Origin of the sequence: Paraburkholderia sp. J7 (assembly GCF_905220155.1) — a bacterium.
GTDB lineage: Bacteria > Pseudomonadota > Gammaproteobacteria > Burkholderiales > Burkholderiaceae > Paraburkholderia.
On sequence record NZ_CAJMYZ010000016.1, the window covers coordinates 202,536 to 226,254 of the forward strand.

The 23,719-nt window shown below is 61.8% G+C and carries 16 protein-coding genes and 2 pseudogenes; 16 read left to right on the forward strand and 2 right to left on the reverse strand.

Features of this window, described 5'->3' with window-relative positions:
• The first annotated feature begins 53 nt into the window (after positions 1-53).
• The 5 genes from U5A58_RS25520 to U5A58_RS25540 all read left to right on the forward strand — a co-directional run bounded on the left by U5A58_RS25520 (position 54) and on the right by U5A58_RS25540 (position 2,862).
• Entirely contained in the window at positions 54-782 is a 729-nt protein-coding gene (locus U5A58_RS25520) for a hypothetical protein (RefSeq protein WP_321963559.1), read from the forward strand.
• Positions 783-798: 16 nt separating this feature from the next.
• A complete protein-coding gene (locus U5A58_RS25525) occupies positions 799-1,392 on the forward strand; it encodes a hypothetical protein (protein WP_321963560.1) in 594 nt (197 codons plus the stop codon).
• A gap of 10 nt (positions 1,393-1,402) precedes the next feature.
• Positions 1,403-2,017, forward strand: a complete 615-nt coding sequence (locus tag U5A58_RS25530; protein ID WP_321963561.1) for a hypothetical protein — start codon at positions 1,403-1,405, stop codon at positions 2,015-2,017.
• Positions 2,018-2,089: 72 nt separating this feature from the next.
• On the forward strand, positions 2,090-2,344 hold the full coding sequence (locus tag U5A58_RS25535) for a PAAR domain-containing protein (RefSeq protein ID WP_321963578.1): 255 nt from the start codon (positions 2,090-2,092) through the stop codon (positions 2,342-2,344).
• Positions 2,345-2,568: 224 nt separating this feature from the next.
• Complete coding sequence (locus tag U5A58_RS25540) at positions 2,569-2,862, forward strand: hypothetical protein (protein WP_321963562.1); 294 nt, start codon at positions 2,569-2,571, stop codon at positions 2,860-2,862.
• Here the strand turns inward: U5A58_RS25540 and U5A58_RS40885 are convergent.
• A pseudogene (locus U5A58_RS40885) lies at positions 2,859-3,041 on the reverse strand (hypothetical protein); the annotation flags it as partial. The gene U5A58_RS25540 and the pseudogene U5A58_RS40885 overlap by 4 nt on opposite strands.
• A gap of 112 nt (positions 3,042-3,153) precedes the next feature.
• On the opposite strand from U5A58_RS40885, the gene U5A58_RS25545 reads away from it, so the two are divergent.
• Positions 3,154-3,450, forward strand: a complete 297-nt coding sequence (locus tag U5A58_RS25545) for a hypothetical protein (protein ID WP_321963563.1) — start codon at positions 3,154-3,156, stop codon at positions 3,448-3,450.
• Here U5A58_RS25545 and U5A58_RS25550 read toward each other — a convergent pair.
• On the reverse strand, positions 3,382-4,233 hold the full coding sequence (locus U5A58_RS25550; protein WP_321963564.1) for a hypothetical protein: 852 nt from the start codon (positions 4,231-4,233) through the stop codon (positions 3,382-3,384). The genes U5A58_RS25545 and U5A58_RS25550 overlap by 69 nt on opposite strands.
• 575 nt (positions 4,234-4,808) lie before the next feature.
• Between U5A58_RS25550 and U5A58_RS25555 the strand changes: the two genes are divergently transcribed.
• The 10 genes and pseudogenes from U5A58_RS25555 to U5A58_RS25600 all read left to right on the forward strand — a co-directional run.
• Positions 4,809-6,377 carry a multicopper oxidase family protein gene (locus U5A58_RS25555; protein ID WP_321910896.1) on the forward strand — a complete coding sequence of 523 codons (1,569 nt, stop codon included), beginning with the start codon at positions 4,809-4,811 and terminating at the stop codon, positions 6,375-6,377.
• 84 nt (positions 6,378-6,461) lie between these two features.
• Positions 6,462-8,078 (forward strand): multicopper oxidase domain-containing protein, encoded by a 1,617-nt coding sequence (locus tag U5A58_RS25560; RefSeq protein ID WP_415774023.1) that lies wholly within the window; start codon positions 6,462-6,464, stop codon positions 8,076-8,078.
• A 17-nt stretch (positions 8,079-8,095) separates the two neighbouring features.
• The gene (locus tag U5A58_RS25565; RefSeq protein WP_321963565.1) at positions 8,096-16,309 is read left to right on the forward strand and encodes an Ig-like domain-containing protein; all 8,214 of its coding nucleotides are present in this window, start codon (positions 8,096-8,098) and stop codon (positions 16,307-16,309) included.
• Positions 16,306-16,821: a hypothetical protein gene (locus U5A58_RS25570; RefSeq protein WP_321910893.1), complete on the forward strand. Its 516-nt coding sequence runs from the start codon at positions 16,306-16,308 to the stop codon at positions 16,819-16,821. The genes U5A58_RS25565 and U5A58_RS25570 overlap by 4 nt, the downstream gene beginning before the upstream one ends.
• Before the next feature lie 43 nt (positions 16,822-16,864).
• On the forward strand, positions 16,865-17,815 hold the full coding sequence (locus U5A58_RS25575) for an outer membrane lipoprotein-sorting protein (protein ID WP_415774290.1): 951 nt from the start codon (positions 16,865-16,867) through the stop codon (positions 17,813-17,815).
• 30 nt (positions 17,816-17,845) lie between these two features.
• Positions 17,846-18,682: a hypothetical protein gene (locus U5A58_RS25580; protein ID WP_321963566.1), complete on the forward strand. Its 837-nt coding sequence runs from the start codon at positions 17,846-17,848 to the stop codon at positions 18,680-18,682.
• 2 nt (positions 18,683-18,684) lie between these two features.
• On the forward strand, positions 18,685-20,418 hold the full coding sequence (locus U5A58_RS25585; protein ID WP_415774291.1) for a c-type cytochrome: 1,734 nt from the start codon (positions 18,685-18,687) through the stop codon (positions 20,416-20,418).
• A 469-nt stretch (positions 20,419-20,887) separates the two neighbouring features.
• Positions 20,888-22,081 carry a cytochrome C gene (locus U5A58_RS25590; RefSeq protein ID WP_321963567.1) on the forward strand — a complete coding sequence of 398 codons (1,194 nt, stop codon included), beginning with the start codon at positions 20,888-20,890 and terminating at the stop codon, positions 22,079-22,081.
• A 130-nt stretch (positions 22,082-22,211) separates the two neighbouring features.
• Positions 22,212-22,850, forward strand: coding sequence for a c-type cytochrome (locus tag U5A58_RS25595; RefSeq protein WP_321963568.1), 639 nt, complete (start codon positions 22,212-22,214; stop codon positions 22,848-22,850).
• A gap of 167 nt (positions 22,851-23,017) precedes the next feature.
• A pseudogene (locus tag U5A58_RS25600) lies at positions 23,018-23,719 on the forward strand (c-type cytochrome biogenesis protein CcsB); the annotation flags it as partial.

Sequence of the window (23,719 nt, forward strand, 5' to 3'; positions counted from 1 at the left end):
CCGGAAATGCGAATGGGCCAGTTGCCGTAAACCATCGTGCCGGATTAAACAAGATGATGCGAAAATATCTCATCAATACAACCAAGAGAGTTGCAACGTTCTTTGGAAATGCTATTCAGGAAACCCAGTGGTTTGGAAAGTTACGCGAAAATGATAGTACGCGCTGGTATTATCCGTGGGATGGACGAGGATTCCTGCAGCTAACGCTTGCCACCAATTACATTAAATATTGGGATTTCCGAGGCCGTGCGTCTCAGATATCCGCGGATACGCGGAACAGGCTAAAAGCGGCTGAGGTGCACGCTAACCAAGACCACGCCCATGCCATTCAATATTTTGCCGATACAGTAAGCGGTGTAACGCCTGTCATGCTCGCTTGGAGAGAGAACCTTTGTCCAACCGCTTCGGCTGACGCAACATTTTCAGAAGAGAATAAGCTTTGCGCCGCCGATAGTGCGGGCTTTTACTGGGCAATGATGAGAATGGCACGGTATGCCGACACACCAATGGTGCTCGAGCGCCGAACGGTTATGGCGACTGCTCCTTCGACACCAAATCACGCAGCATCACAAAACCACCCTGTAATCAAAACTTACTACCATAGTAATAACTTTCGCGATGCATCTGCGTCCGTTAATTATCCCGTATCCGTAGGAAACCCGAGCATTTCATTCAACGGGGACGTAGATCGATGCATTCCATTCGCTCAGAGTCTTGCTGTTGTCGGACAGGTGTGGTTTCCGAGTGAAAATGGCCTTATTGATTTTCCTGAAGGCCGATAACCACGACGAGATTAAAATGAAAGCTATATCAGTATATATCTGTTCTTTAGTATTAGTATTTTCGAACTTTTGGATCAACAATGCCGCTTCTGCACAATTCGGGGAGACGCACACTTCAGGTGGAGATGCAGTTGAAGTTGATGATGGTGTCAGTATTCCGGTCGTGCCGTGTACCGTACGCTACGTGCAGGCGCACTCGGTTCATCATCCCGATCTCACGATGCCAATAACGTGTTATCTGATAACCAGCGATTCTCAGCGAGATGGCATATCAAAAGTATTTGGTGGAATATATGATCATACTAAAATGCGTTGGGTTCCTCATTATTTCGATGACGATGCAAGTCTTCTTGCGGCGGGAAGTGCGATCTATCAAATATCTAACGGAAAGATCAATGGTTTTGCAAGAACTGCCAATGAAGTAACCGGTGATTATTATAAAAGAGTTAAATTCTTTGATTTTTGTCTATTTTCATCAGATAAAGCAATTTGTGGACACAGCGAGATCATGAAAGTATCAGATCCGAAACCAAATGAGCTTTCACGTGCACTGAAGGCATTGAGGGGAGTTATCTATATCGGCCCAAAATTGCCTTCCTCAACAGATTGATCGCAATTCCGTGAAAAAGAAAGGATTTGTTAAAATAATAGGTAAATTATTGTGTTTCATATTTCTTCTTTCAGGCAACAGCTATGCCGGCAGTGGGTCAATAGATATCGGGCCACTCCCAAAAATCCAGAACTCTAGCCATCAATTTAGGCGCGCAGTTCTTGATATTCGCAATCGGGTTGGGTTGGACGCAAATGATTGCATTGAAAATGCACGTGGCATGGATTCAGTTGGAAGCTATGTCGCAAGGTTTGCGAAAACAGTTGAAACGGATAAATTGGCGATTCTGGAAGTGTCCGCGACGATGATGTGTGACGGCGTACATACCTCGACGTATCAATACGGAATTTCATTGGATAAAAAGACGGGGAAAAGATTCGATTTATCTACCGTTTATGATATCGCGATTCATCACGATGGAAAGATATTCCTACGTCCCGAACTTGTTCCGGAAGCAAAAGCAAGTTATCGCACGAAAAATTCAAGGAATTATTCTTGTTTGAATGTATCTGACATTCAACAGACATTGAAAAACTCTCCCTTGACATTCTCACAAACGGAGGTGGATCCATTGCAATTTACTATGATGTGGCAGATATCTATTCGTTCTGTTTTTCGACGCTGAATCTCAATCGCGACAGCATTCGGCAGTATAGGAATAGTGGCCGTGCCTTTCAATATGGTCTTCCGTAAGCATATGCCTGATTTCATCCGACTCGGCGACGCCACTGATCATGGCGGTGAAGTTGTCACCGCCTCAAAACACTTGAGCTACGGCGACATCGCGCTCGCGCGAAAGGGCGATCAGTTGAAGTGTCCGCAGCATCCCGAAGTGCATCCAAACATTATCGAAGAAGGTGATCAGGACATCACCGATGAAGATGGCGCGCCGGTAGCTAGACATGGACATCGCGGCACTTGTGGATGCAGATTGATAACGAGTATCAAGTAACGCCATGGACTTGCAAGCGCCTCGAAATACTCCTAAAAATGTGCGGCTCTGCAGCGATCGTTAGTCACTCTCAAACGCATGACAATGAGATAGCGACTTATTCTCCAGAGAGGTGAAGATGCGCAGGCTCCGGCAAACGCAGGTTAGGGATACGTGGGTGAGCGGAAAAATCACCCGATGTGACTTTCGCAACCGCCACCAGCTTCTGTCGCGGACATGGCGGTATGTCGAACTCGCTATTCGTGATTTCATCTGCGTCCATCGTGCGCTGCTTGCCGGTAGCGCTCGTGCTGCGTCCGGATCAGGTCGAGGAGCTGTTGCTGATCTTCGACTCGCTGGATGCCGAATTTCCGCTGTTTGAAGCTATTGCAATCCAGCCAGACATACGGTGTGTCAATCCGCACCTGCTTGACTCAGCCGGTACATCTCATGTGATGTACCCTGACATCCTGTCGTTCCAGGAATCCATCGTTCGAAAGAGCCAACACGAAGGAGGCAGCGCGCCGGGTTCGCGCTAGCCCAAACGTGCGGACAACTGCCATGTTGCCTGGATCAGCGGCGTGGCCATTGCCCGGACGTCGCGTTGTGTATCAAAGCACACGGCCATGGCCGCTAGCGGCTTGCCACGCCGGTTCAACACAGGCGCCGCGAGCGTGAACACGCCCGCAAGCGTTTCGGTTTGCGTGAGCGCATAGCTTCTGGATCGCCAGCGGACGCATGCTCATCATCGCCTTGCCAGCGGCCGTGCGGTGCAGGACGTTCGACAGGCCAACATATGCTCCGTAGCTAGGCGAGAAAGGCCACGGGACATGGGCGACCACGAGCGTATGGGTATCAGCGAGTGCGCTCAGGTTGACTGCCTGATGCAGTTCGTTTTTCAGGACGTCAGCAATCGAGTGGAAGTGCGGCACGATGGGCTGCTGGAAATAGGCCGCGGATGCCATCTGGAACAGCGTGGCGCCGACGCAATTCTTCTCAACAGCAAGATGTGGCTGCAAATCTCCACGAAAAACGCAGGCGGCCTGCGACCAACCGGATCAGATCTGCAGCCGCTCGAGCACCTCAAGGAACAGCAACACGGCAATGAGGATGCCGATCCATCGTAAAGTCAATCGCAGATTAAGCAGCGTCGGTCCCAGGGAGCTCACGGCATCGGCGACGAGCTTTGCCGCGACCGCTTCGTCGCCACTCGCTGCGGAGCCGCGCAATGAAGCCGTTGCAAAGTCGATCCGAAGGTTGGTGACAAAGCCAGTTGCGATACTCGGCCATTCGATCGTGTCGTCGCTGTCGCTGGGCCGGAGAAAGAGCCGAGGCTGGCGCGCGGGGTTCGCCGCCGGACTTTCTGCCGTGTAGATATGCCGCATTGTCAGCCCCAACTCCACCGCGCCAAGCTGGCCTTCCGAGATCGCTTGCGCAAGCACCTGCAGGCAGGCGGGAGGGATGTGGCAGGCGAGCCACCACTGCTCGGGTTCGCCGGTCTCGTCGTCGGCAGAATTGAAGCCTAGTCGGGCCGTGCCGAGCGCCACATCGGACAGCGAGTTACCGAGTTCGTCTTCTAGCGTGCGCAAACCAAGCCGGTCGGCCGTGCTGACGTCGCGGGCTTCGAAGGATACCTGGAGCGTGCGTGTCGCTTGCTCAGGAATGCCAATGATCGAGAGTTCCTGGCCGTCCAGGTGTGCCACACCGTGTAGCGATGTGGACAGTATCGGTTGCCGGTCTTCGTCCAGGGGCTCGACGAGTTGTTGCGCTACCTGAAGCTGCTCCAGCTTCAACCACATCGACATGGCCGGGTAATACGTCCGCTTCTCGTGATCTCGCCCGACAAATTCAAGGACGTGATCTTTCCGCTCAACGAGATTCAGCACGGCCTTCTTTTCCAGATAATCCATGACCCACCCCCGCCGCCAAGTACGCCAAGTCCCTCGCCGGTAAAGAAACCAGGAGGTGAGTGTCGCCCGTTTGACCTCGTGTTCGAGATGCGTCTGCGGTTTTCGCATTTTCGCGCCGGACGTGAATACGCGGGATTGTACCCATCCGGAAGTCACCGCTATATGCCACAGAACACATAAGAACGACGTTTCAATCCTCAGATTTATTCGACGAGCACAAGCCGGATCGCCCGCGTGGTCGCCGAAACCGAAACGAAACGTAATGAAGCCGTGATGTCATTGAAACATAAATGAAAGCAAAGGCGCACCCCCTTGGACCATTTCGCTGCCGGAATCTTGGCATGACACGTTGCTTGTGTTGGCCAGGACACACTCGGTTGTTCGTCAGGAGGGCAACCGCACAAGGCGCTGGGTTTGCCCTACTGCAAGTGTAGGGAGGTGACCCATCGCAGGTCCCGTTGCCCAAATCCAAAATCCTGATACGGGTCAGTGTGACGGTTGCATGGGCCCGCATTGGCAGTAGAACGCGCCGTACAGCGCGTAACGCGCTGGTTGACCCCAAGGACGGAGGTCATATGTTCAGCATCCGCATGTGTCGCAATAGCGTGGCAGCACTGCTGTTCACGATGTTTGCGATTCCCTCATTCTCCCAGTCGTTCATGGTTCAATGCCCGCCGACCACGCCGTCCCATCCGACGGCGCTGGCGGCCGGCGCCGGCGAGCCGCCGTACACGGGACCGTCCTTCACAGGCCAGACCTCGGCGTCGACCGGTGTCGTCAACGGTGCGATCAAGTGCCAGCAGATCTCGGGCGGCGACGGTTACGCGACGATGGCCAATGGCGTGCAGACTTATCTGTTCGCTTTCGGGCCGCTGTCCGGCCTCGCCGACATCAAGGCCGGCCTGCCGGGCACGGAGTTCGCCTCGGTGTTCAACACCGTCGGCGACCCCAGAACGGATCCGACCTATAACGGCGCGGTCGGTCTCACGCCCGATCCGGAATCCGTTCCGCCTGGTCAGCTCACCGGCCATGTCGACCCGCGGCCGATCATGGACATTGGCGTGATGAACGGCAACGAGCCCGCGCCGATGATGGCGATCGACGAGGACGACGAGTTCTTCCTCACGCTGACCAACGTCGGCATGATCATGCGCCCCGACCTGTTCGAGAGGCATACGGTCCACTTCCACGGCTATCCGAACGCCTCGTCGTTCTATGACGGTGTGCCGGACGCCTCGGTCGCGATCAATATCGGCGCGAGCTTCACGTACTACTACCTCGCGCCGGATGCGGGCACCTACTTCTGGCACTGCCACATCACGCCGCCGGAGCACCTGCAGATGGGCATGGTCGGGCAGATCTTCGTGCGGCCGCGCCAGAACCGCGTGCCGGCAGGCCAGTCGCTGTACCAGTCGCTGGTGTCGCAGCAACAGGATCTGCGTACGCGGTGCGGTACCGACATCCTGTGCTCGACGCCGCTGCCGGCGCAGAACGGCGTGCTGCATGCAAACAACCTGAGCGGCACGCCCACGCTTTACGCCTACAACGACGGCGACGGCTCAACCGCCTACGACGTCGAGTATCCGGTGCAGATTCATGGCTTCGATCCGAATTTCCACTTCGTCGGCATGACGTTCAATCCGGAACCGTTCACCGACATGAAAGACAAGTTCTTCATGTTGAATGGCCGCAGCTACCCCGACACCGTGAATCCGAGTGCGCTTTCCACGCCCGCGTCGGACGGCGTGCCGCGTTTCTCGCAACCGCTGCCGTCGCTGATCAATATTCCTGTTGGCGGCAAGGTGCTGCTGCGGATCTCCGATCTCGACGTCACCGAATATCAGACGCTCGCCTCGCTCGGCATTCCGATGCACGTGGTCGCCGTCAATGCGCGGCTGCTGCGCGACATGTCCGGCAACGACATGACCTACTACACGAACTCGATCACGCTCGGTGGCGGGGAGTCGCTCGATCTGATCCTCGACGCGAGCGACACGACGAAGTATCAGTCCGGGCAGGTCTTCTATCTGTACACGCCGAATCTGGACCATCTGGCGAACGACCAGGAAAACTTCGGAGGCCTGATGACCGAGGTGCACATCTGCAGGTCGGTGGACCCGAAAACGAAGGTCTGCACGCTATGAGACGCCTCTTGCAGTCGATGAAAACAGTTCACGGCTGACCCGCCATGGACTCGGCCAGAAAGTCCTGCACTTAGGAGAAGAGCCGTGGGACATATCACTTACCGCTTAGGAACCGCGACCCTCGCGCGCCTCGGACGGCTTGCACGGTTCGGCGTGGCGGCGCTCGCTGCGCTCTTCTACATGCCGGTGCATGCGGCCGCGCCCGGCATCACGGGCACGCATTTCGACCTGCGCGCCGAGGCGAACCGCATCACCCAGCCGGACGGCAATAGCGTCTATTCGTGGGGCTATGGCTGCAATACCGCGCCGGCCGGCTTTTCGCCGCCCAACATTGCCGGTGCGAACTGTCCCACCATGCAGATTCCCGGCCCGACGCTGATCGTCAACCAGGGCGACATCGTCACCGTGACGCTCACCAACAATCTGCCGGCGGCGGCGGGCAACACGTCGATTCTCTTTCCCGGCTTTGACGTATGCCTGGGCACCATCGATCCGACGACGAAGGTCTGCTCCGGCACGCCAACCGGCGTGCAGGGGCTGCTCACGCGCGAGGCGTCCCATACCGTCACGGTCACCTATAGCTTCGTTGCCGCCACACCCGGCACGCATGCCTACTACAGCGGCACACAGGGCGATCTGCAGATCGAGATGGGCCTGTATGGCGCGGTCATCGTGCTGCCGACTTCGTCGCCCGGCACGCTCGCCGTACCGACTGGCTGCAACCCGATCCAGGGCGCGCGCAAGCTGCTCGACGGCCAGCCCGATTTCCGCAATGCCGCCGCGGCCTACAACCACAGCGCAGCGTGCTACGACCGCGAGTATCTCTTTCAGTTCTCCGAAGTGGATCCGCGCATTCATGCCCAGGCGGAGCAGCAGGCCAGCAACGCGTGCACGAATCCGACCGGCTGCATGACCGTGGAGACGGAACCCTATCACCCGGCGTACTTCATGGTGAACGGGCGCTCGATGCCGGACGACATGGACCCGAACTACGCGGCGCAGTATCCGAATCAGCCGTACAACGGCAATCCGCACATGCATCCGGGCGAGCTGGTTCTGCTGCGGATCATCGGCACGGGCCGCTGGCAGCATCCGTTCCACGAGCACGGCAATCACGTGCGCGTGCTCGCGCGCGACGGCAACATGCTGCTCTCGAAGACCGACGCGACGAAGGTCGCGGGCCCGCTGCTGTTCACGACCACCACGACGCCGGGCCTTGCGATGGACGGGATTTTCTACTGGACGGGCAGGGGCCTGAACTGGGACGTCTACGGGCACTATCCCGGCGACGGCAGCGTTTGCATTCCGGACGCGAACGGCTACTACACGCAGGATCCGACGGCGCCGAACTACTACGAGTGGTGCGCGGACCACAACAAGGCGCTTGAAGCGCATCCGTTCGGCAAGGTGGGCAGCGGCGGCCCGGTCACGTTGCCCGACTCGCACGTGCTGACCAACGGCTTCTGGTACGGCGGCAGTCCTTATCTGGGACCGGACGCGACCATACGCGCGACCGCGCCCACGGGCACGACGCCGCCAAGCGGCACGGTGGTGAATCCGCCGCAAACGGAAGCCGGTTTTGCCTTCATGTGGCACTCGCACAACGAGCGCGAGATCACCACGAACAACATCTTCCCTGGCGGAATGATGATGATGATGCTCGTTGATCCGCAAGCGTTCCTGATCGACGAATCGAATTAGAGGCGGGGAGAACGGCGATGAGATCCACCACACTCAAGGCAAACCTGTTAGGTATGCTTAAGGTATCGATTGCGGCTTGCCTGCTGCTGGGCGCAAGCGAGATGGCATTTGCCCAGGCGACCGTCAATCTGACTGCGAAAGCCACCACTGCCGTGATGCCTGACGGACAGAGCGTGCCGATGTGGGGCTACGCGTGCTCGACGGCGGCCGTTGCGCCCGCCGCGTGCGCGGCGGCGAACCCCGGGGCGGGTACGAACTGGTCCCCCGTGGTGATCACGGTGCCGCCCGGGCAACTCACGATCAATCTCACCAACAGCCTGCCGGGCTCCGTGCCGACGTCGCTCGTGATCGTCGGGCAACTGGGCGGTGGTCTGGGCACGACGGCGACGAGCATGCCGAGCCCGACGCATCCCACCCAGACCGCGACCACGTGGCCGACCGCTGCGCCCGCGCCCGGCGGTGCGTCGTTTACTCCGCCGACACAAGTGGCCCGCGTGCAGTCGTTCTCGACCGAAGTGGCGCACGGCAGCACCACGGCGCTCTCGTGGAACAACCTGAACCCCGGCACCTACCTGATCGAGTCGGGCACGCATCCGTCGATCCAGGGGCCGATGGGGCTGTATGGCGTGCTGGTGGTGAGAACGGCGGCAAACGGCACGACTCCGGCGCAAGCGTATCCGGGCGTCAGCTACGACACCGACGTGCCGCTCGTGCTGGGCGAAATCGATCCGGTGCAGAACACGGCGGTCGCCGCGGCGGTCGCGACCCCGGGCTTTAGCGAAACGATGGCCTGGTCCGCTCAGCCAGGCGGCTGTGGCGATTCGAAGTCGACCGCGTTTGGCACCTGCTATCCGCCCACGGTGAACTACGACCCGCGTTATTACCTCATCAACGGTGTCTCGTTCGACCGCACCAATCCGGGCGCTTCGACGTTCGCCGCGACGAGCGCCGCGACGACCGGGCCGATCATGCTTCGCTTTGTCAATGCGGGTCTGCGCATGCACGTGCCTGCCGTGGTGGGCGCGCAAACCGGCGCCTCACCGGTTTCCGGCTTCGCGTTGATCGCGGAGGACGGCAACCTGCTGCCCGGCAATCCGCGGGTCCAGTCGGAAGTGTTCATGTCTGCCGGCAAGACTTACGATGCGCTGGTGAACATGCCGGCGGCGAGCACATCCGCGTTGCCGGTGTTCGACCGCGAGCTGAGTCTGTCGACCAACAATGCGCGCGATGGCGGCATGCAGGGCTACATCAGCATCAACAACTCGAGTGCGGCTTCCGCTGCCGCCGTGGCGAACGCGACGGTCACCGGCTCCACCTATTTCTTCGTGCCCGGCAAGACGCTCACCGTGTCCGATCCGGCGAGAGGCGTGGCGGCGAAGGACGCCAATGTCTACGGCGTGCAGGTGAAGACTCCGCCAACTGGCGGCGCGCTCACGCTGAACCCCGACGGCACGTTCGTGTACACGCCGAATCCAGGCACGACGGCCGACAGCTTCCAGTATCAGGCGAACGGCAATCCGAACGCCGCCGCCACCGTGACGCTCACGGCGTGCACATCGGGCAACGGCTGTCTGTCCGGGCCGCCCACGGCCGGCAACGCCGCTTATACGAGCAACATCGCCTCGCGCCTGCAGATCGCCGAACCCGGCGTGCTCACGTACGCGAGCGATCCGAATGGACTGCAGCTCACCGCCACGCTCGTCGGCACGCCGACCGGCGGCTCCGTTACGCTGAATCCGGACGGCTCGTTCACGGCTAGCCCGGCAACGGCGCCAATGGGCAGCACGGCGTCCGCCAGCGTGACGTTCCGGTACCAGGCGGTGAATGCGCAGAACACGGCGAGCAACACGGCGACCGTGACCGTGACGTTCAAGGGCGGCAGCGGACTCGTCGTCAACGTGCTGGATGCGCCCAGCACGCAACCGGGCAAAACGCCGGTGAAGATCAGCGACTACCGCTGGATCATCGAGGAAGACAGAACGTTCCAGATCGATCCGGCCTGCCAGGTGAATTCGTCCACGCGTCCGGCGACTTGCCCGCCGCTGCCGGTGCCGAGTCTTGGCGCGAACTTCCATACGAGCTACATGCCTGTGGTGGCGGCGGGCTGTGTCGGCGTCGCCGCATGCGAAGCGGGCCAGACGGTCTACGATCCCGCGAGCCAGACCCATAAACCGGCCGTGTGCGATATCGGCAACGGCGTGTGCCGGACAACGGCGGCGCAGCAGGTGCCGGTGGATCCGTCTCAAGTGGCGCTCGATCCGAAGAAGCGCTATTACATCTCGATCTTGCCGGGCAACGCCTACAACTCGTTCACGAACGGCGGCGGTGCGCCGCAGCCGGTCGATCCGTCCAACCCCACAGGTGCGCAGCGGCAGTTCGATATCTCCAAAGACTGTCCGACCGTTGCGAACTTCGCGCCAGGCACTGGCAAGTGCGGCAACGGCATGGGCGGCGCGCCGATCTCGGCCGGCCAGACCTCGGTCAACGTGTTGCTGGAGGAAGCGCCATTCCCGACGGCGAAGGTTTCCGTGTTCGTGTTCGAGGACGACGCACCGCTGAACGGCGAAGTGGACGTGAGCGGCGGCACCGACACCTTCGGTTCGGCCCGCGAGCCGGGACTCGGCGGCTTCGAAATCAAGCTGTGGGACGACGCCGGCGGCAGCGGTAGCCCGACCGGTCAGATGACCTACGACATGTTCAACATGCCGCTGTCCAATTCGCTGGCAGGCACGATCGATCCGGTCACCCAGCTCAACGCGTGCCCGATTTCGACGAACCCGGACGGCCTTGTCGGCATGATCCCGACCTGCCCGAAGTACGAGTCGGACGGCAAGACGATATCGCCGCTCGTCGGTCAGGCCATCATCGCCAATCTGATGCCGGGCCGGTATGGCATTATCGCGACGCCCGCTGCCGACCGCATCTCACGAGGCGAGGAGTGGCTGCAAACGAACACGCTGGACGGACAGAAGGCGCACGACTCGTTCATCAAGGTCGGCGGCCCGGCGTACTTCCAGGAGTTCGGCCCGGCGGGCTTCCACGTCTCGATCGGCTTTGCGAACCCGAAGATCGTCAACGCTCGGCTGCCTTTGCTGTGCGCCACCTCGACCTGCAACAACGGGCTCAAGGGCCGCGTGACGAACCTGCACTACAGCCGTCCGCCTGACGAGCACCTGTACGGCAGCCAGTCGCGTAAGCCGTTGAGCTTCACGCAGTGCTACGTGAGCGTGGGCGATCCGGACGGCGAAGACTACGCGTTCACCAAGTGCAACGCGGACGGCACGTTCAGCTTCTCGGGCCTGCCGGCCGGCATTACCCGCATCACGGTGTTCGACCAGTGGAACGACCAGATCGTCGACGGGCTCGCCTCGGCCGTGACGCTCGGAGGCGGCGCGGTAACGGACGCCGGCGATCTCGCGGTGCTGCAGTGGCAGACGAATCTCTATACGCGCACGTTCCTCGACACGAACGGCAACGGCATAGGAGATCCGAGTAAGCCAGGGCTAGCGCTGCTGTCGACCAACATCCGCTTCCGCGACGGCAGCTATTCGGATTTCAACAACACGGACATGAACGGCTATGCGTCGTTCAACGAAGAGTTCCCGTTGTTCAACTGGTACGTCGTCGATACCGACCAGACCCGCTTCAAGCAGACTGGCGTGCACGTCGTCTATGACGCGGGCGGTCCGCCCGACGGCACGCCGGGCGGCGGCAAGTCGACCATCGCCGCGAACTACGCGAACACGCTGGAATCGATCCATCTGCCGACGAACCTGCGGGTGCCGGGCGCGGTGTACTGCAACGACGCGGACTGCAACGACCGCTCGGGCTCGAGTCCTTCGACTGGCCGTGTCGATCCGCCGTGGGTGACCACCATGGGCTGGCAGGGCTTCTCGGGCCAGAGCTCGTTCATCGAGTTCGGCAAGGCGCAGTTCGCGCCGAACGAGAATGGCGGCATCCACGGCGAAGTCATCTACGCTTCGACGCGCCCGTTCGACGATCCCACGTTGCTGATTCACACGAAGTGGACGCCCGACGTGCCGAACGTCACGGTGAATCTGTACCAGGAAGGCGTCGCGGCGGACGGCTCCACGAGCCTGAAACTCGTCGACTCGACGAAGACCGCGAGCTGGGACGACTGGGCCCAGGGTTTCCGTTCGGACGGCATTCCGAACATGAACTGCCCGGGCCAGAGCACGAGCGATCCATTCTTCTTCACGCTGCAGAACACGAAGATGTGGCTCGACCCGCAGCAGCGCGCGCTGCCGAATAATTCGCAGTTCAAGTGCTATGACGGCATGCACGTGTTCAACCAGGTGCAGCCGGCGCCGTACGATGGCATGTACCAGTTCCCGAGCGTGACGAGCCGCAACCCGCAAACCGGCTTGCCGACCGGCACGAACTGCACGATCTGCCAGGCGAATCCCACGAAGGACGGCACGCAGATGCTGCCCCCCGGCAAGTATGTGGTCGAGATCATCGTGCCGCCGGGCTACGAACTCGTGAAGGAGGAGGACAAGAACATCCTGATCGGCGATAACTACATCGCACCGGTCACGCAGCAGTTCGGCGGCATCGGCGACATTTTCATCCTGCCCGACCAGGCCGCGATGAACTCCACGTACAACCAGAACAACGCGCAGAACCCGACCACGAATCTCGGCTCCACGCCGCACGGCGAGGGCGATACCGGGTCGGTCGAACGCTTCTGGCCGTGTGTGGGTGAGCTGCGCATCGTTCCGGACTACATCAGCCTGTTCCCGGGCTCGCAGGAAGTCTCGCCGTTCGCGGGGGCTTCGAGGAATCTGTGCGACCGCAAGGAGGTGGAACTCACCGACCAGAGCTCGGTGCTGGCGAAGTTCTGGATCTTCAGCTCGACGCACGTTGCCGCGCACTACACGGGCTTCATGCTGGACGACTTCTCGTCGGAGTTCGATCCGTACTCGCCGCAGTTCGGCGAAAAGTTCGCAGTGCCGAACGTGCCGGTGTCGTTCAAGGACTTCGCGGGCAACGAAATCTCGCGCACCTATTCGGACCAGTGGGGCATCTTCAACGGGCTGACCTACTCGACATGGGAAGTCAATCCGCCGAACCCGACGGGCTACGCACCGACGATGATGGTCGCCTGCATGAACGACCCGTACATGCCCGATCCGGCGCACTCGGGCCAGACCATCAAGGACCCGCTCTACAACCCGGCATACAGCCAGTTCTGCTACGAGATTCCGTTCATGCCCGGACAAACGCAGTACATGGATACACCGGTGGTGCCCGTTGCGGCGTTCGCGGACGGGTATAACCAGGTCGACTGCGCCTATCCGGACGGCACGCCGGGCATTGCGAGCGTGACCGGCGACGCGATTGCCGGCAACACGTCCGCGGGCAGCAACGGCGGCGCGGGCCCGTGGGTCAGTTCACCCTTGAAGACGCTGACGATCACGTCGGTCGGCCAGCAGCAGGTGCCGAACCACGCCTACACCGGTCCGAGCGCAACCAAATCGCCGTTCAACCAGAAGTTCATCACGCGCAATTACGGCTTTGGAGCGCAGCGGGGTGCCGTGACGATCGGTGGCTTACCGGCTCTCGTGACATCGTGGAGCGACGCGAAGATCACGGTGGTCGTGCCGCCGCTGATCGGCGCCGGCGGGGCCTGCACGATCCAGCAGCGCGGGGTGGCAACGCCTACCCAGTGCGGCGAGCTCGTCGTGACCTCGGCCAGCGGCAAGCGCTCGATCGACGCGGTCACCGTGACGATCGGCGGCAAGGCGCCGACCTACGTGGGCGCCGAGAACACCGCGGGCAACGCGATCCAGGCCGCGATCGACCACGCTACCGCGGGCGACATGATCGTCGTCGGCCCGGGCACCTACAAGGAGATGCTGCTCATGTGGAAGCCGGTGCGGCTGCAGGGCGTGGGTGCCACGTCCGTCACGATCGACGCGAATCCGCATCCGTCGGGCAAGCTCGACCCGTGGCGCAGGCAGGTAGGATGCCTGTTCGGCGATGCACTGAACGGCGCCCTGATCTCGGCGGGCAATCCGTACGATCCGACCGGCACGTACAGTTGCCTCGCCTCGATGCAGCGCAAGATCGACGGCATACCGTTCGAGCCGACTGCCGGCTGGGATTTCAACCTCAACGGCAACCTTGCGGAGACGCTGATCGAACCGACGCTGATGGGCGCGTACGAAGGCGCGGCCATTACCGTGCTCGGCAAGGGCGTAAAGGACGTGCTCGTGGGCGGTGTGCTGACACAGGACCAGAATTGCGTTGCGAACGGTATCTGCACGCCGCTGACCAACAGCGCCGCGGACTGCAATACCTATCAGAGCAACTTCCTGTGCAACCCGTCGCGCATCGACGGCATGTCGTTCACGAACAGCTCGCAAGGCGGCGGCGGTATCTACCTGCACGGCTGGAACCACTACACGGAGGTGTCGAACAATCGCGTCTTCTCGAACGCGGGAACGCTCACGGGCGGCATCATCGTCGGTCAGGTCGAAGTTCCCGACGGCACGATCGCGGGGGACAACGTGACCCAGCTGCCGTTCCTGTTCAACGCCCACGTCAACGTGCATAACAACCAGGTCACGTCGAACGCTTCGTACGGCGACGAGATCAATTCGACCACGCCGTCTTCGGCCGGCGGGGTGACGTTCTGCTCGGGCGCCGACTACTACAGGTTCAACTACAACTGGGTTTGCGGCAACATCAGCAGCGGCGATGGCGGCGGTGTCGCGCACTTCGGCTTCAGCTACAACGGCGACCTGTCGCACAACTGGATCCTGTTCAATCAAAGCAACAACCCGACGCTGCCGACGTACGGCGGTGGGCTGATCGTTCAGGGTGTGCCGCCGGATGGCACCTTCTGCGAGAACGCAACCGAGGACGTCGACTGCGCGCCGCAGCTTTCGGACGGCGCGGGCCCGGGCATCACGATCGACGGCAACCTGATCATCGGCAACACGGCGGAAAGCGGCAAGGGCGGCGGCCTGCGGCTGCAGAACGTCAACGGCACCGATGTGCAACGCAGTCCGAACAGCAGCGCAAGCTGGTACCGCGTGAACGTGACGAACAACATCATCGCGAACAACGTGGCGGGCTGGGCCGGCGGTGGCGTGTCGCTGCAGGATGCGGTGGCCGTGAACTTCATCAACAACACGGTCATCTCCAACGACTCGACCGCGACGGCCGGCGTGCTGTTCAACACGTCCGCTGCGACCCAGTCCAATGTCGGGCCGCCGAACTGCACGACCTCCGGTTCGGAAACGACGTGCCAGCCGACCACGACGTCGCAGTACGAGCCGGCCGGGCTCGAGACCGCGCGCCATACGCAGAACCTGGTGGCCGCGTTCACCAACCTGAACGTAACGTGTCCGGCGGGCAACCCGAGCTGCGCGACGTTCTCGAACCCGGTGCTCACGAATGACCTGTTCTGGCAGAACCGCACGTTCTACATCACAGTGGGAGGACTCGATCCGGGCATTGCCGGGCTGCAGAACGTCGTCACGCTGGTCCCGACGCTGAATCAGGCCGGGCAGGCCACGGGCTACTGCGATCCGAAGGCGGTCTACTGGGACATCGGCGCGTTCGGCGACACCGGGGCCGCCAACCACGGGTCGGGTCTGACGATGAACCCGCGCTACTCGATCCTGACCGACGCCGGCGACTATCCGAACGCGAACAACAGCGGATCGAATCCGACCGTCGTGCATCAGTACTGCAACGGTTCGCGTGTGCCGCCGGAGGCGGGTGGCATCGGCATCACGGTGCCTCCGGGCATTGCGGACACGGTGCTGCCGAATCCGTTGTTCAGCCTGTTGCCGTCGGCAACGCCGGACGAGGGCAACAACTGGATCAACATGGCGTACGGTCCGCTGTCGCTGTTCAACGAGGCGAGCACGGGCACGCAACTGAACGTGCTGCTCGGGAACTACACGATCCCGGGCACCTCGCCGGCGCTCAACCATGCCACGGCGGCGGGCGCACCGAATCGCGACATCTTCGGCACGCCGCGGCCGCAGCTGGGGGCCTACGACATCGGCGCAGTGGAGTTCGTGCGGCCCGGCACGCTTGCCTCGCAGCCGTACCCGCTTGCGCTGGGGGTCAACAACCCGGTGACGCTGCTCGGCTTGCTGCAGGGGATCTTGCCGGCCGCCACGACGACTGCGCCTGCCACGCCCGCACCGGCGGCACCGGCGGGTGCGAAGACGCTGGGAGCGTTGCCGTGAGCGGGCGCAGCCTCCGGCCACCGCGGGCAGTGCTGATTGCCGGCGCTGTGTGCCTCGCCGCGGCCTGGCTGCAGCCGGCCGCGGGCGAGGAAAGCGCGAATGCGGCGCACAAGCCAGCGGGAGCGGCGGCGAAGCAGTCGCCGTACTCGCCGGCGAGCCTGCCGCAGCGCGCGAAGGGGTACTACGAGCTGGCACAGGGTATCGACCACCTGAGCGTGCGCCGCACGGCGTCGGGCAACCTGATCCGCTTCAGCTATCGCGTGACGGACCCGGTAGCGGCGCGGCCGCTCGGCGAAAAGACCGCGACGGCGTTGATGTTCGGGCGAACGAGCCATGCGCTGCTCGAAATCCCGGTGATGGACAAGGTCGGCGCGCTGCGCCAGAGCGGTCCGCTGGAAACCGGTCAGGAGTACTGGATGGTGTTTTCGAACAAGGGTGGAGTGATCAAGGCCGGAGAGCGTGTCGACGTTTTCGTGGGGTCCTTTCACGTCGACGGGCTGATAGTCCAATGATTGCGCAACCGCTTTGCGTGCGCCGATAAAGAGGAGATGACTCATGAACCGCTTTCTTTCGCTGGCAATCCAGACCGCGTCGGTGGCGACCCTTCTGGCGAGCGCTCCCGCCGCGCTTGCGGGGTCTTCTGCGGCAAGCGCGCAGACGGCGGGAGCGGCGCATATGGGCGCGGCGCAGATCGTCGAGCGCAACGCCGCGGCACGCGGCGGCCTGCAGGCATGGCACGCGGTCAACACGATGACGATGTCGGGGCAGCTCGAGGCGGGCGGCACGAAGAACACCAGGCTGCCATTCACGATGACGCTCAAGCGCCCGCGCAAGAGCCGCATCGAGGTCCGCTTCAACGACCAGACAGCATTCCAGGTCTACGACGGCGCGCAGGGCTGGAAGGTCAGGCCGTTCCTCGGCCGCAACGAAGTGGAGCCGTACTCGCCCGCCGAGGCCAAAGCGGCCGCATCGTGGGCCGAGCTGGACGGTCCGCTCATGGACTCTGCGGCAACGGGCACGAGAGTCGACGTGCAAGGCATGGAAGTGGTCGAAGGCCACCGCGCGTATGTGCTGAAGCTGACGATGAAAGACAACACGTCGCGCCGCGTATGGGTCGATGCGTCCAGCTTTCTCGAACTGAAGATGGACGGGGACGCGCGCAAGCTCGACGGCAAGATGCACAACGTCGCCATCTTCTATCGCGACTACCGCAAGGAGGGCGGCCTCGTCATGCCGCATACGCTCGAGACGGTGGTCATCGGCGCGAGAGGCTCGCACAAGCTGATCGTCGATAAGGTCACGCTGAACGCCCCGGCGGACGACACGCTTTTTGCCAAGCCGCAGCTCACGGTGGCGAAAGTGACGCACCCGGCGCCGGGCGTCGGCGCCAACCCGGTTCTGAGCCCGAGCCCGAGCCCGCACGCGGCGGCGAACCCTGGCGCCAGTCCCAATGCAAGCGCGAACGCCGGCGCTCACCCGAGCCCACGCCAGAGCGCAAGCCACTAGCCAGCGAGCGCCCCGATGAGGTTCACGGCCATGAAACCAGTCGCAGTGTGGGTGCTCGCCGGCAGCGTTGCGGCGGTCGTGTTCGCGGGCGAGCAGCTACCCGCGCGGGATTTGAGCGTCGATCAGATCGTCGAGAAGAACGTCGAAGCGCGAGGCGGTCTAGACGCCTGGCGCAAAGTCCAGACCATGATCTGGTCCGGCCACGTAAATAGCGCCAATGCGCCTGCACCGGATCTGCCATTCGTCCTCGCCATGAAGCGCCCGAACAAGACACGCTTCGAGGTCACGGTGTACAACCAGAAGTCGGTGCGCGTATTCGACGGCAAACAAGGGTGGAAACTGGGCCCGAACGGCGTGGGCAGCGCCACGCCGCGGCCGTACTCGATGGATGAGGCGACGTCCGCGCGCGACGAGCAGGTGATCGACGGGCTCTTGATCGACCATCAAGCAAAGGGCGTCGCCGTCACGCTCGAGGGCACCGATCAGGTGGGCGGCCGCGATGCGTATCGTCTCGCCGCGAAGCTGCCTTCCGGCGTGACCCGCCACGTGTGGATCGACGCGCAAACCTTTCTCGATGTACGGGTCGACCACCAGGTGCGCACGCCGCTCGGGCAAACGGTCGTGGTGCTGGTGGATTACAGCGACTTCAGGAGCGTCGAGGGGTTGCAAATACCGCTGGAGATCGAAAGCGGCGCAGCTGCGTCCGACAACAAGGACAAGCTGACGATCGACAAGGTGTCGGTCAATCCGGCGCTCGACGATGGCATCTTCACGCGACCCGCGCCGCCGCAGATGCATCGCAAATCGGTTTCAATCGACGTCGATGCTTCACCGGCGCTGCCTGGCGCCGGACAGCCGTTGCCCTGACCATGAAGCGCGCGGCAAGCAGGCCACGAGGCCGGGCATGGACACCTTCGCTGGCGTGGCGAGGGTTGGCTCCCTGCGCGCGGCTCGTCGCGCTACTCGTCACGCTGCTCGCCGCGCTGATCGTGCCTGTGGGCGAGGCGCGTTGCGCCCCGGTGGCGCAGTCGATCACATCGGGCGGCGCAGGTGAGGCCCTCTACCAGCAGGGCATCCTGAGTTCGGGCGAACCGCTCGAGGCGATGCACGAGGGGGGCGTGCACCTGCAAGGCGGAGCCGCGGCCTGCGTGAACTGCCATCGCCGCAGTGGTCTGGGCGCGCGGGAGGGCAACAGCAGCATCCCGCCGATCACGTGGCGTTACCTCGTCGAGCCGCGCGCACAAAACCCGGAAGACACCGACTTGCCGTATGTTCCCGGCATGCGCGCCGAGCGCGAACCGTACACCGATGCGACGATCGCGCGAGCCATTCGCGAAGGGATCGACTCGGAAGGCAAGCCGCTGAGCAGCCTGATGCCGCAATACGCGCTGAGCGACGCCGATATGCAGGCGCTGATCGGCTACCTGAAACACCTCGATCGGCGCAGGCCGACGGGCGTAACGGATACCGTGCTGCACTTCGCGACGATCGTCACGCCCGATGCCGATCCGGTCAAGCGCGCGGGCATGCTCGATGTGCTCACGCACTACTTCGCCGACAAGAACGTCTTTCCACTCGGTGCGGTGCCGCCGCTGCGTTCGTCGCGCAAGATGATGTTCATGGTGAATCGCCGGTGGGAGCTGCACGTATGGGAGCTTAAAGGTCCGCCGGACACCTGGCGCGGCCAGCTTACGCAGTTTCTCGCCCGGCAGCCCGTGTTCGCCGTGGTGTCGGGTATCGGAGGCAAGAACTGGGCGCCGATTCACGACTTTTGCGAGCAGGAGGCGGTGCCGTGCCTCTTTCCCAACGTGGAAGTGCCGGTCGAAACCGATCACGATTTCTACTCCGTGTACTTCTCCAAAGGCGTGCTGCTCGAATCGGGCCTGATCGCGGCGCGCATTGTCGATGAAGCCCACGCGCGGCAGGCGCAGGGAACGAAAGACGCGAAAGCGCTGCACGTCTGGCAGGTCTATCGTGCCGGCGACAACGGCGAGCGCGGCGCGCAAGCGCTCGCCACTGCGCTGAAGGCTCACGGCATGGCGGTGTCGGACCGCGCGCTTGCCCCCGGCGAGAGCGTGGCGCACGCCATGCAAGGGATACCGCGCGCAGACGTGCTCGTGCTATGGCTGCGTCCACCGGACGTCGCGGCGCTTGCGCGCATCCCCCCGGCGACACATACCGTGTTCATGTCGGGCCTCATGGGCGGGCTCGACGGCACCCCCTTGCCGGCGAGCTGGCGCGGCGTCACGCGCCTCGCGTACCCGTTCGATTTGCCGGAAGGACGGCGCGTGCGCGTCGACTATGCGTTTGGCTGGTTCTCGATCAGACAGATTCCGATGGTGGCTCCCCAGGTGCAGGCAGACACGTATCTTGCCTGTGGTCTGCTCGCTGAGACGCTGAGCCATATGGTCGATGCGTTCGTGAGGGACTACCTGGTGGAGCGCATACAGGACATGCTCGAACGCCGCATCCTGACGGGTTACTATCCGCGCCTGACGCTGGCGCCGGGGCAGACATTCGCGTCCAAAGGCGGCTATATCGTCCGCTTTGCCGGGCCGGATCACATCAAGCTCGTGGCCGACGGGGACTGGATCGTGCCGTGAGGTCAATGGCGTGTGACAGGAACGTGTCACGCGCCTTCAAGCTCATGTATTGATTAATTAACATACCGAAGGAATTTTTCGTGCGCAGCTTCGTTTCGAAGAGGCCGCGGCGCTCAATGCTGTGCGCCAAACGATGAACGGGCAATTGACACACCGCGACATCTAGCGCAACGCCTACCGGAAGAGGAGGGCATTAACCCATGCCGATCCGGATTGCGCGTTTGCACAATGAAGTTATCGCGTGAGGTACGAGAGGTTCATCGTGAACGCAGCCATGGCAAGAACACGTGTCAGCCATGCAGCATTTCACAACTTGCTGCGCGGCGGCTGGATAGTCGCCTTAACCATGCTGGCATTGCTGCAGGCAAGCACCGCATACGCGTTGCCGATCTTCGCGCGTCAAACCGGGCAAAGTTGCGTGGCCTGCCACGCCGGAGGGCAATTTCCTGAGCTCACGCCTTATGGGCGAATGTTCAAGCTCACCGGCTACACGCTTGGCGAGCGCACGATCCCGATCGCCGCCATGGCAGTCGGCGATCTGAGCCAGACGAGGGTCAACAACGACGCGAGCGGCAATATCATCAACCCGAAGAACGGTCTGCCCATATTCGACTTTGCGAGCATTTTCCTCGCCGGCAAGATCACCGACAAGATCGGCGCGTTCGCGCAGTTCACCTATACGAACTATGACCATCAGAATGGCGTGACGAACAAATGGGAAGGGCACTGGGGGTCCGACAATACCGACATCCGGTTCGTGGACCGGATCATCGGGGAGGCGAACGATCTCATCCTCGGCGTGACGGTGCACAACAATCCGACCGTGCAGGACGTCTGGAACTCCGCGCCGGCATGGGGCTATCCGTACATCGCCTCGACGATCAGTCCGGTTGCCTCAATTCCGAGTTTGCCGGTCATTGAAGGCAGTCTCGCGTCGCAGGTGGCAGGCGTCGGCGGCTATCTGTACTGGAACAAAACGGTCTACGCCGAACTGACCGCGTACAGCACGGCCGACGGCATCTGGTCGTTCATGAGTCACGGCAGTGCAGAAGGGAACTCGGCTCACCCGCAAACGTATCTGCGCGGCTACAACCCGTACGCGCGCATTGCGTTGACGAAAGACTGGGGGCCCCATAGCGCAATGGTCGGCGCGTTCCTGTTGAACGTGAACATCTATCCGAACGACTCGAACCAGTTCCCGATCTTCACACAGGGCGTAACGCGCTTTCGCGACTACGGCATGGACGCGCAGTACGAGTACCTGCTAGAGCCGCACACGATCACCGCACAGGCCCGCTATGTGCGTGAGAACATCCACGATCCGAACAATTTCGTCCTCGGCGACAGCACGTCGGGAAACCTCGATTCGCTGAGATTCAAGGCATCGTACGTCTACCAGGCCAAGTACGGTGTCAGTCTTTCGTTCTTCAATACGACAGGCAGTCCCGACAGCGTAGCCTACGCGGGTAGCGCGAACTTTCACACGAACACGCAGGGCTGGATGCCTGAAATATTCTGGATACCGAATCAACGTATCCGGATAGGCTTGCAATATACGCATTACACCAAGTTTCTCGGCGCCACGTCCAATTACGACGGCGCCGGGCGCAACGCGAGAGACAACGACACGCTATTCATCTATCTGTGGGCCGCTTCGTGGTGATGCTCCACGCGCTGTTGCCTGTGCGTCGAAGTGGCTGCGCTTTGACGCGCAGCGCACGAAGTACAGATACAGAGACTGCAGCAAGGAGGTTGGCAACATGGAAAAAATGGCGCAATTCGTTTCCATCGCGATGCTGCTGGCCGGGTCGGCCTGCCAGGACCTGGAGCATTCGCGGCAGGTCGACAACCCGCAGGTTCCGGGGAAAACGATCGCCTTGCAGGTGTGCTCGAACTGTCACGGTGTGAACGGCGTCTCCGTGTCGCCTGGCTTTCCGAAGCTCGCCGGGCAACAAAAGGAATACCTGGTCGATCAACTGACGGACTTCAAGACTCACTCGCGAGCCGATCCGAACGCGCAGCGTTTTATGTGGGGCTTCACGCATTTGACCGACACACAGATCGACGAGCTTGCCACCTATTTTTCGAGTCAATCCGTGGTTCTCGGCGATGCGGGCGAACTCGATCTCATCAACGAAGGCAAGGCGATCTATCATTCGGGCCTGCCTGACAAGGGCGTCGCGGCGTGCGTTGCGTGCCACGGGCAGCATGGCGAAGGCATGAATCAGTTTCCCCGGCTCGCGGGCCAGCACGCGGACTACGTCATGAAGCAACTGGAGGTGTTCCAGCAAACCGACACCCGGCCTCGCGGTGCAGCCATGAAGGCGGTGTGCGCCAACATGTCGGACCGGGACATGCGTGCGGTGGCGGCGTTCGTCGAGGTGTTTCCGCCAGAAGAGGCAGTATCCGCCAGCCCGCCAGGCAATCAATGAGGCGGCAGCGTTGCACGTGGCGCGGCTTGCGCTCAACGGCTTTGGTGCCCGCCTCCTCATCGGGCATCTTTCATGGTGCGCCGTCCCCCCCGGAGCGGGCACCCTTTTTATGCCCGGCGGCAGGCGCTGCGCCATGCTGTCTGCTTCGTCATTGAATGGTGAATGCCATGAAATCAGGCTCATCTTCAGCTGATGCCGCGGTGCCACTACCAGCGGCACTGCATCGATCCAGGCCCGCGCGCAGCGCGAGTCAAACGAGCGTGCTGGACGACGAGCGCCCCTTCATGAGGCGTCTCGACGCCCCTGACTGGCTGTTTGCCCTCGCCATGGTTGCGGGCGCGGCCTTTGCCCTGTCGCGCTACCACGCGCACATGAACGACTACGACAAGCTCGTGCTCTGCGGCACCACGCCGGCGCTCGTCGTGCTGGGCTGGCGCTGGAAGCCTGCGCGCCTGTTGATCGCCGGGATCGCGGCGCTGTCGTTGTTCGCAATCCAGCTGTATCAGGGTGATTTGTCGCGCGCCGACAGCACGTTTTTCCTGAAGTATTTCCTGTCCAGCCAGTCGGCCATCCTGTGGATGAGCGCGCTGTTCGTGCTCGCCACGCTGTTCTACTGGATCGGACTGCTCTCGCGTTCGCCCTCGGGCGGCTCGATCGGCTCGAAGCTCACTTGGGCGGCGGTGCTCATGGGCTTCGTCGGGCTGATGGCGCGCTGGTACGAGTCCTACCTGATCGGCGCGGACGTCGGCCACATTCCCATCTCGAATCTGTATGAAGTGTTCGTGTTATTCAATCTGATCACGGCGCTCTTCTACCTCTATTACGAGCAGCACTACGACACGCGCGCACTCGGCGCGTTCGTGCTGCTC

Bases quoted from the DNA above. Each gene is read 5' to 3' on its own strand.
- U5A58_RS25580 (WP_321963566.1), top strand. From the start codon at position 17,846: ATGAAACCAGTCGCAGTGTGGGTGCTCGCCGGCAGCGTTGCGGCGGTC.
- U5A58_RS25545 (WP_321963563.1), top strand. From the start codon at position 3,154: ATGGGCGACCACGAGCGTATGGGTATCAGCGAGTGCGCTCAGGTTGAC.
- U5A58_RS25520 (WP_321963559.1), top strand. From the start codon at position 54: ATGATGCGAAAATATCTCATCAATACAACCAAGAGAGTTGCAACGTTC.
- U5A58_RS25525 (WP_321963560.1), top strand. From the start codon at position 799: ATGAAAGCTATATCAGTATATATCTGTTCTTTAGTATTAGTATTTTCG.
- U5A58_RS25590 (WP_321963567.1), top strand. From the start codon at position 20,888: ATGTTCAAGCTCACCGGCTACACGCTTGGCGAGCGCACGATCCCGATC.
- U5A58_RS25550 (WP_321963564.1), bottom strand. From the start codon at position 4,233: ATGGATTATCTGGAAAAGAAGGCCGTGCTGAATCTCGTTGAGCGGAAA.
- U5A58_RS25585 (WP_415774291.1), top strand. From the start codon at position 18,685: ATGAAGCGCGCGGCAAGCAGGCCACGAGGCCGGGCATGGACACCTTCG.
- U5A58_RS25535 (WP_321963578.1), top strand. From the start codon at position 2,090: ATGCCTGATTTCATCCGACTCGGCGACGCCACTGATCATGGCGGTGAA.
- U5A58_RS25595 (WP_321963568.1), top strand. From the start codon at position 22,212: ATGCTGCTGGCCGGGTCGGCCTGCCAGGACCTGGAGCATTCGCGGCAG.
- U5A58_RS25565 (WP_321963565.1), top strand. From the start codon at position 8,096: ATGAGATCCACCACACTCAAGGCAAACCTGTTAGGTATGCTTAAGGTA.
- U5A58_RS25575 (WP_415774290.1), top strand. From the start codon at position 16,865: ATGAACCGCTTTCTTTCGCTGGCAATCCAGACCGCGTCGGTGGCGACC.
- U5A58_RS25555 (WP_321910896.1), top strand. From the start codon at position 4,809: ATGTTCAGCATCCGCATGTGTCGCAATAGCGTGGCAGCACTGCTGTTC.
- U5A58_RS25540 (WP_321963562.1), top strand. From the start codon at position 2,569: ATGTCGAACTCGCTATTCGTGATTTCATCTGCGTCCATCGTGCGCTGC.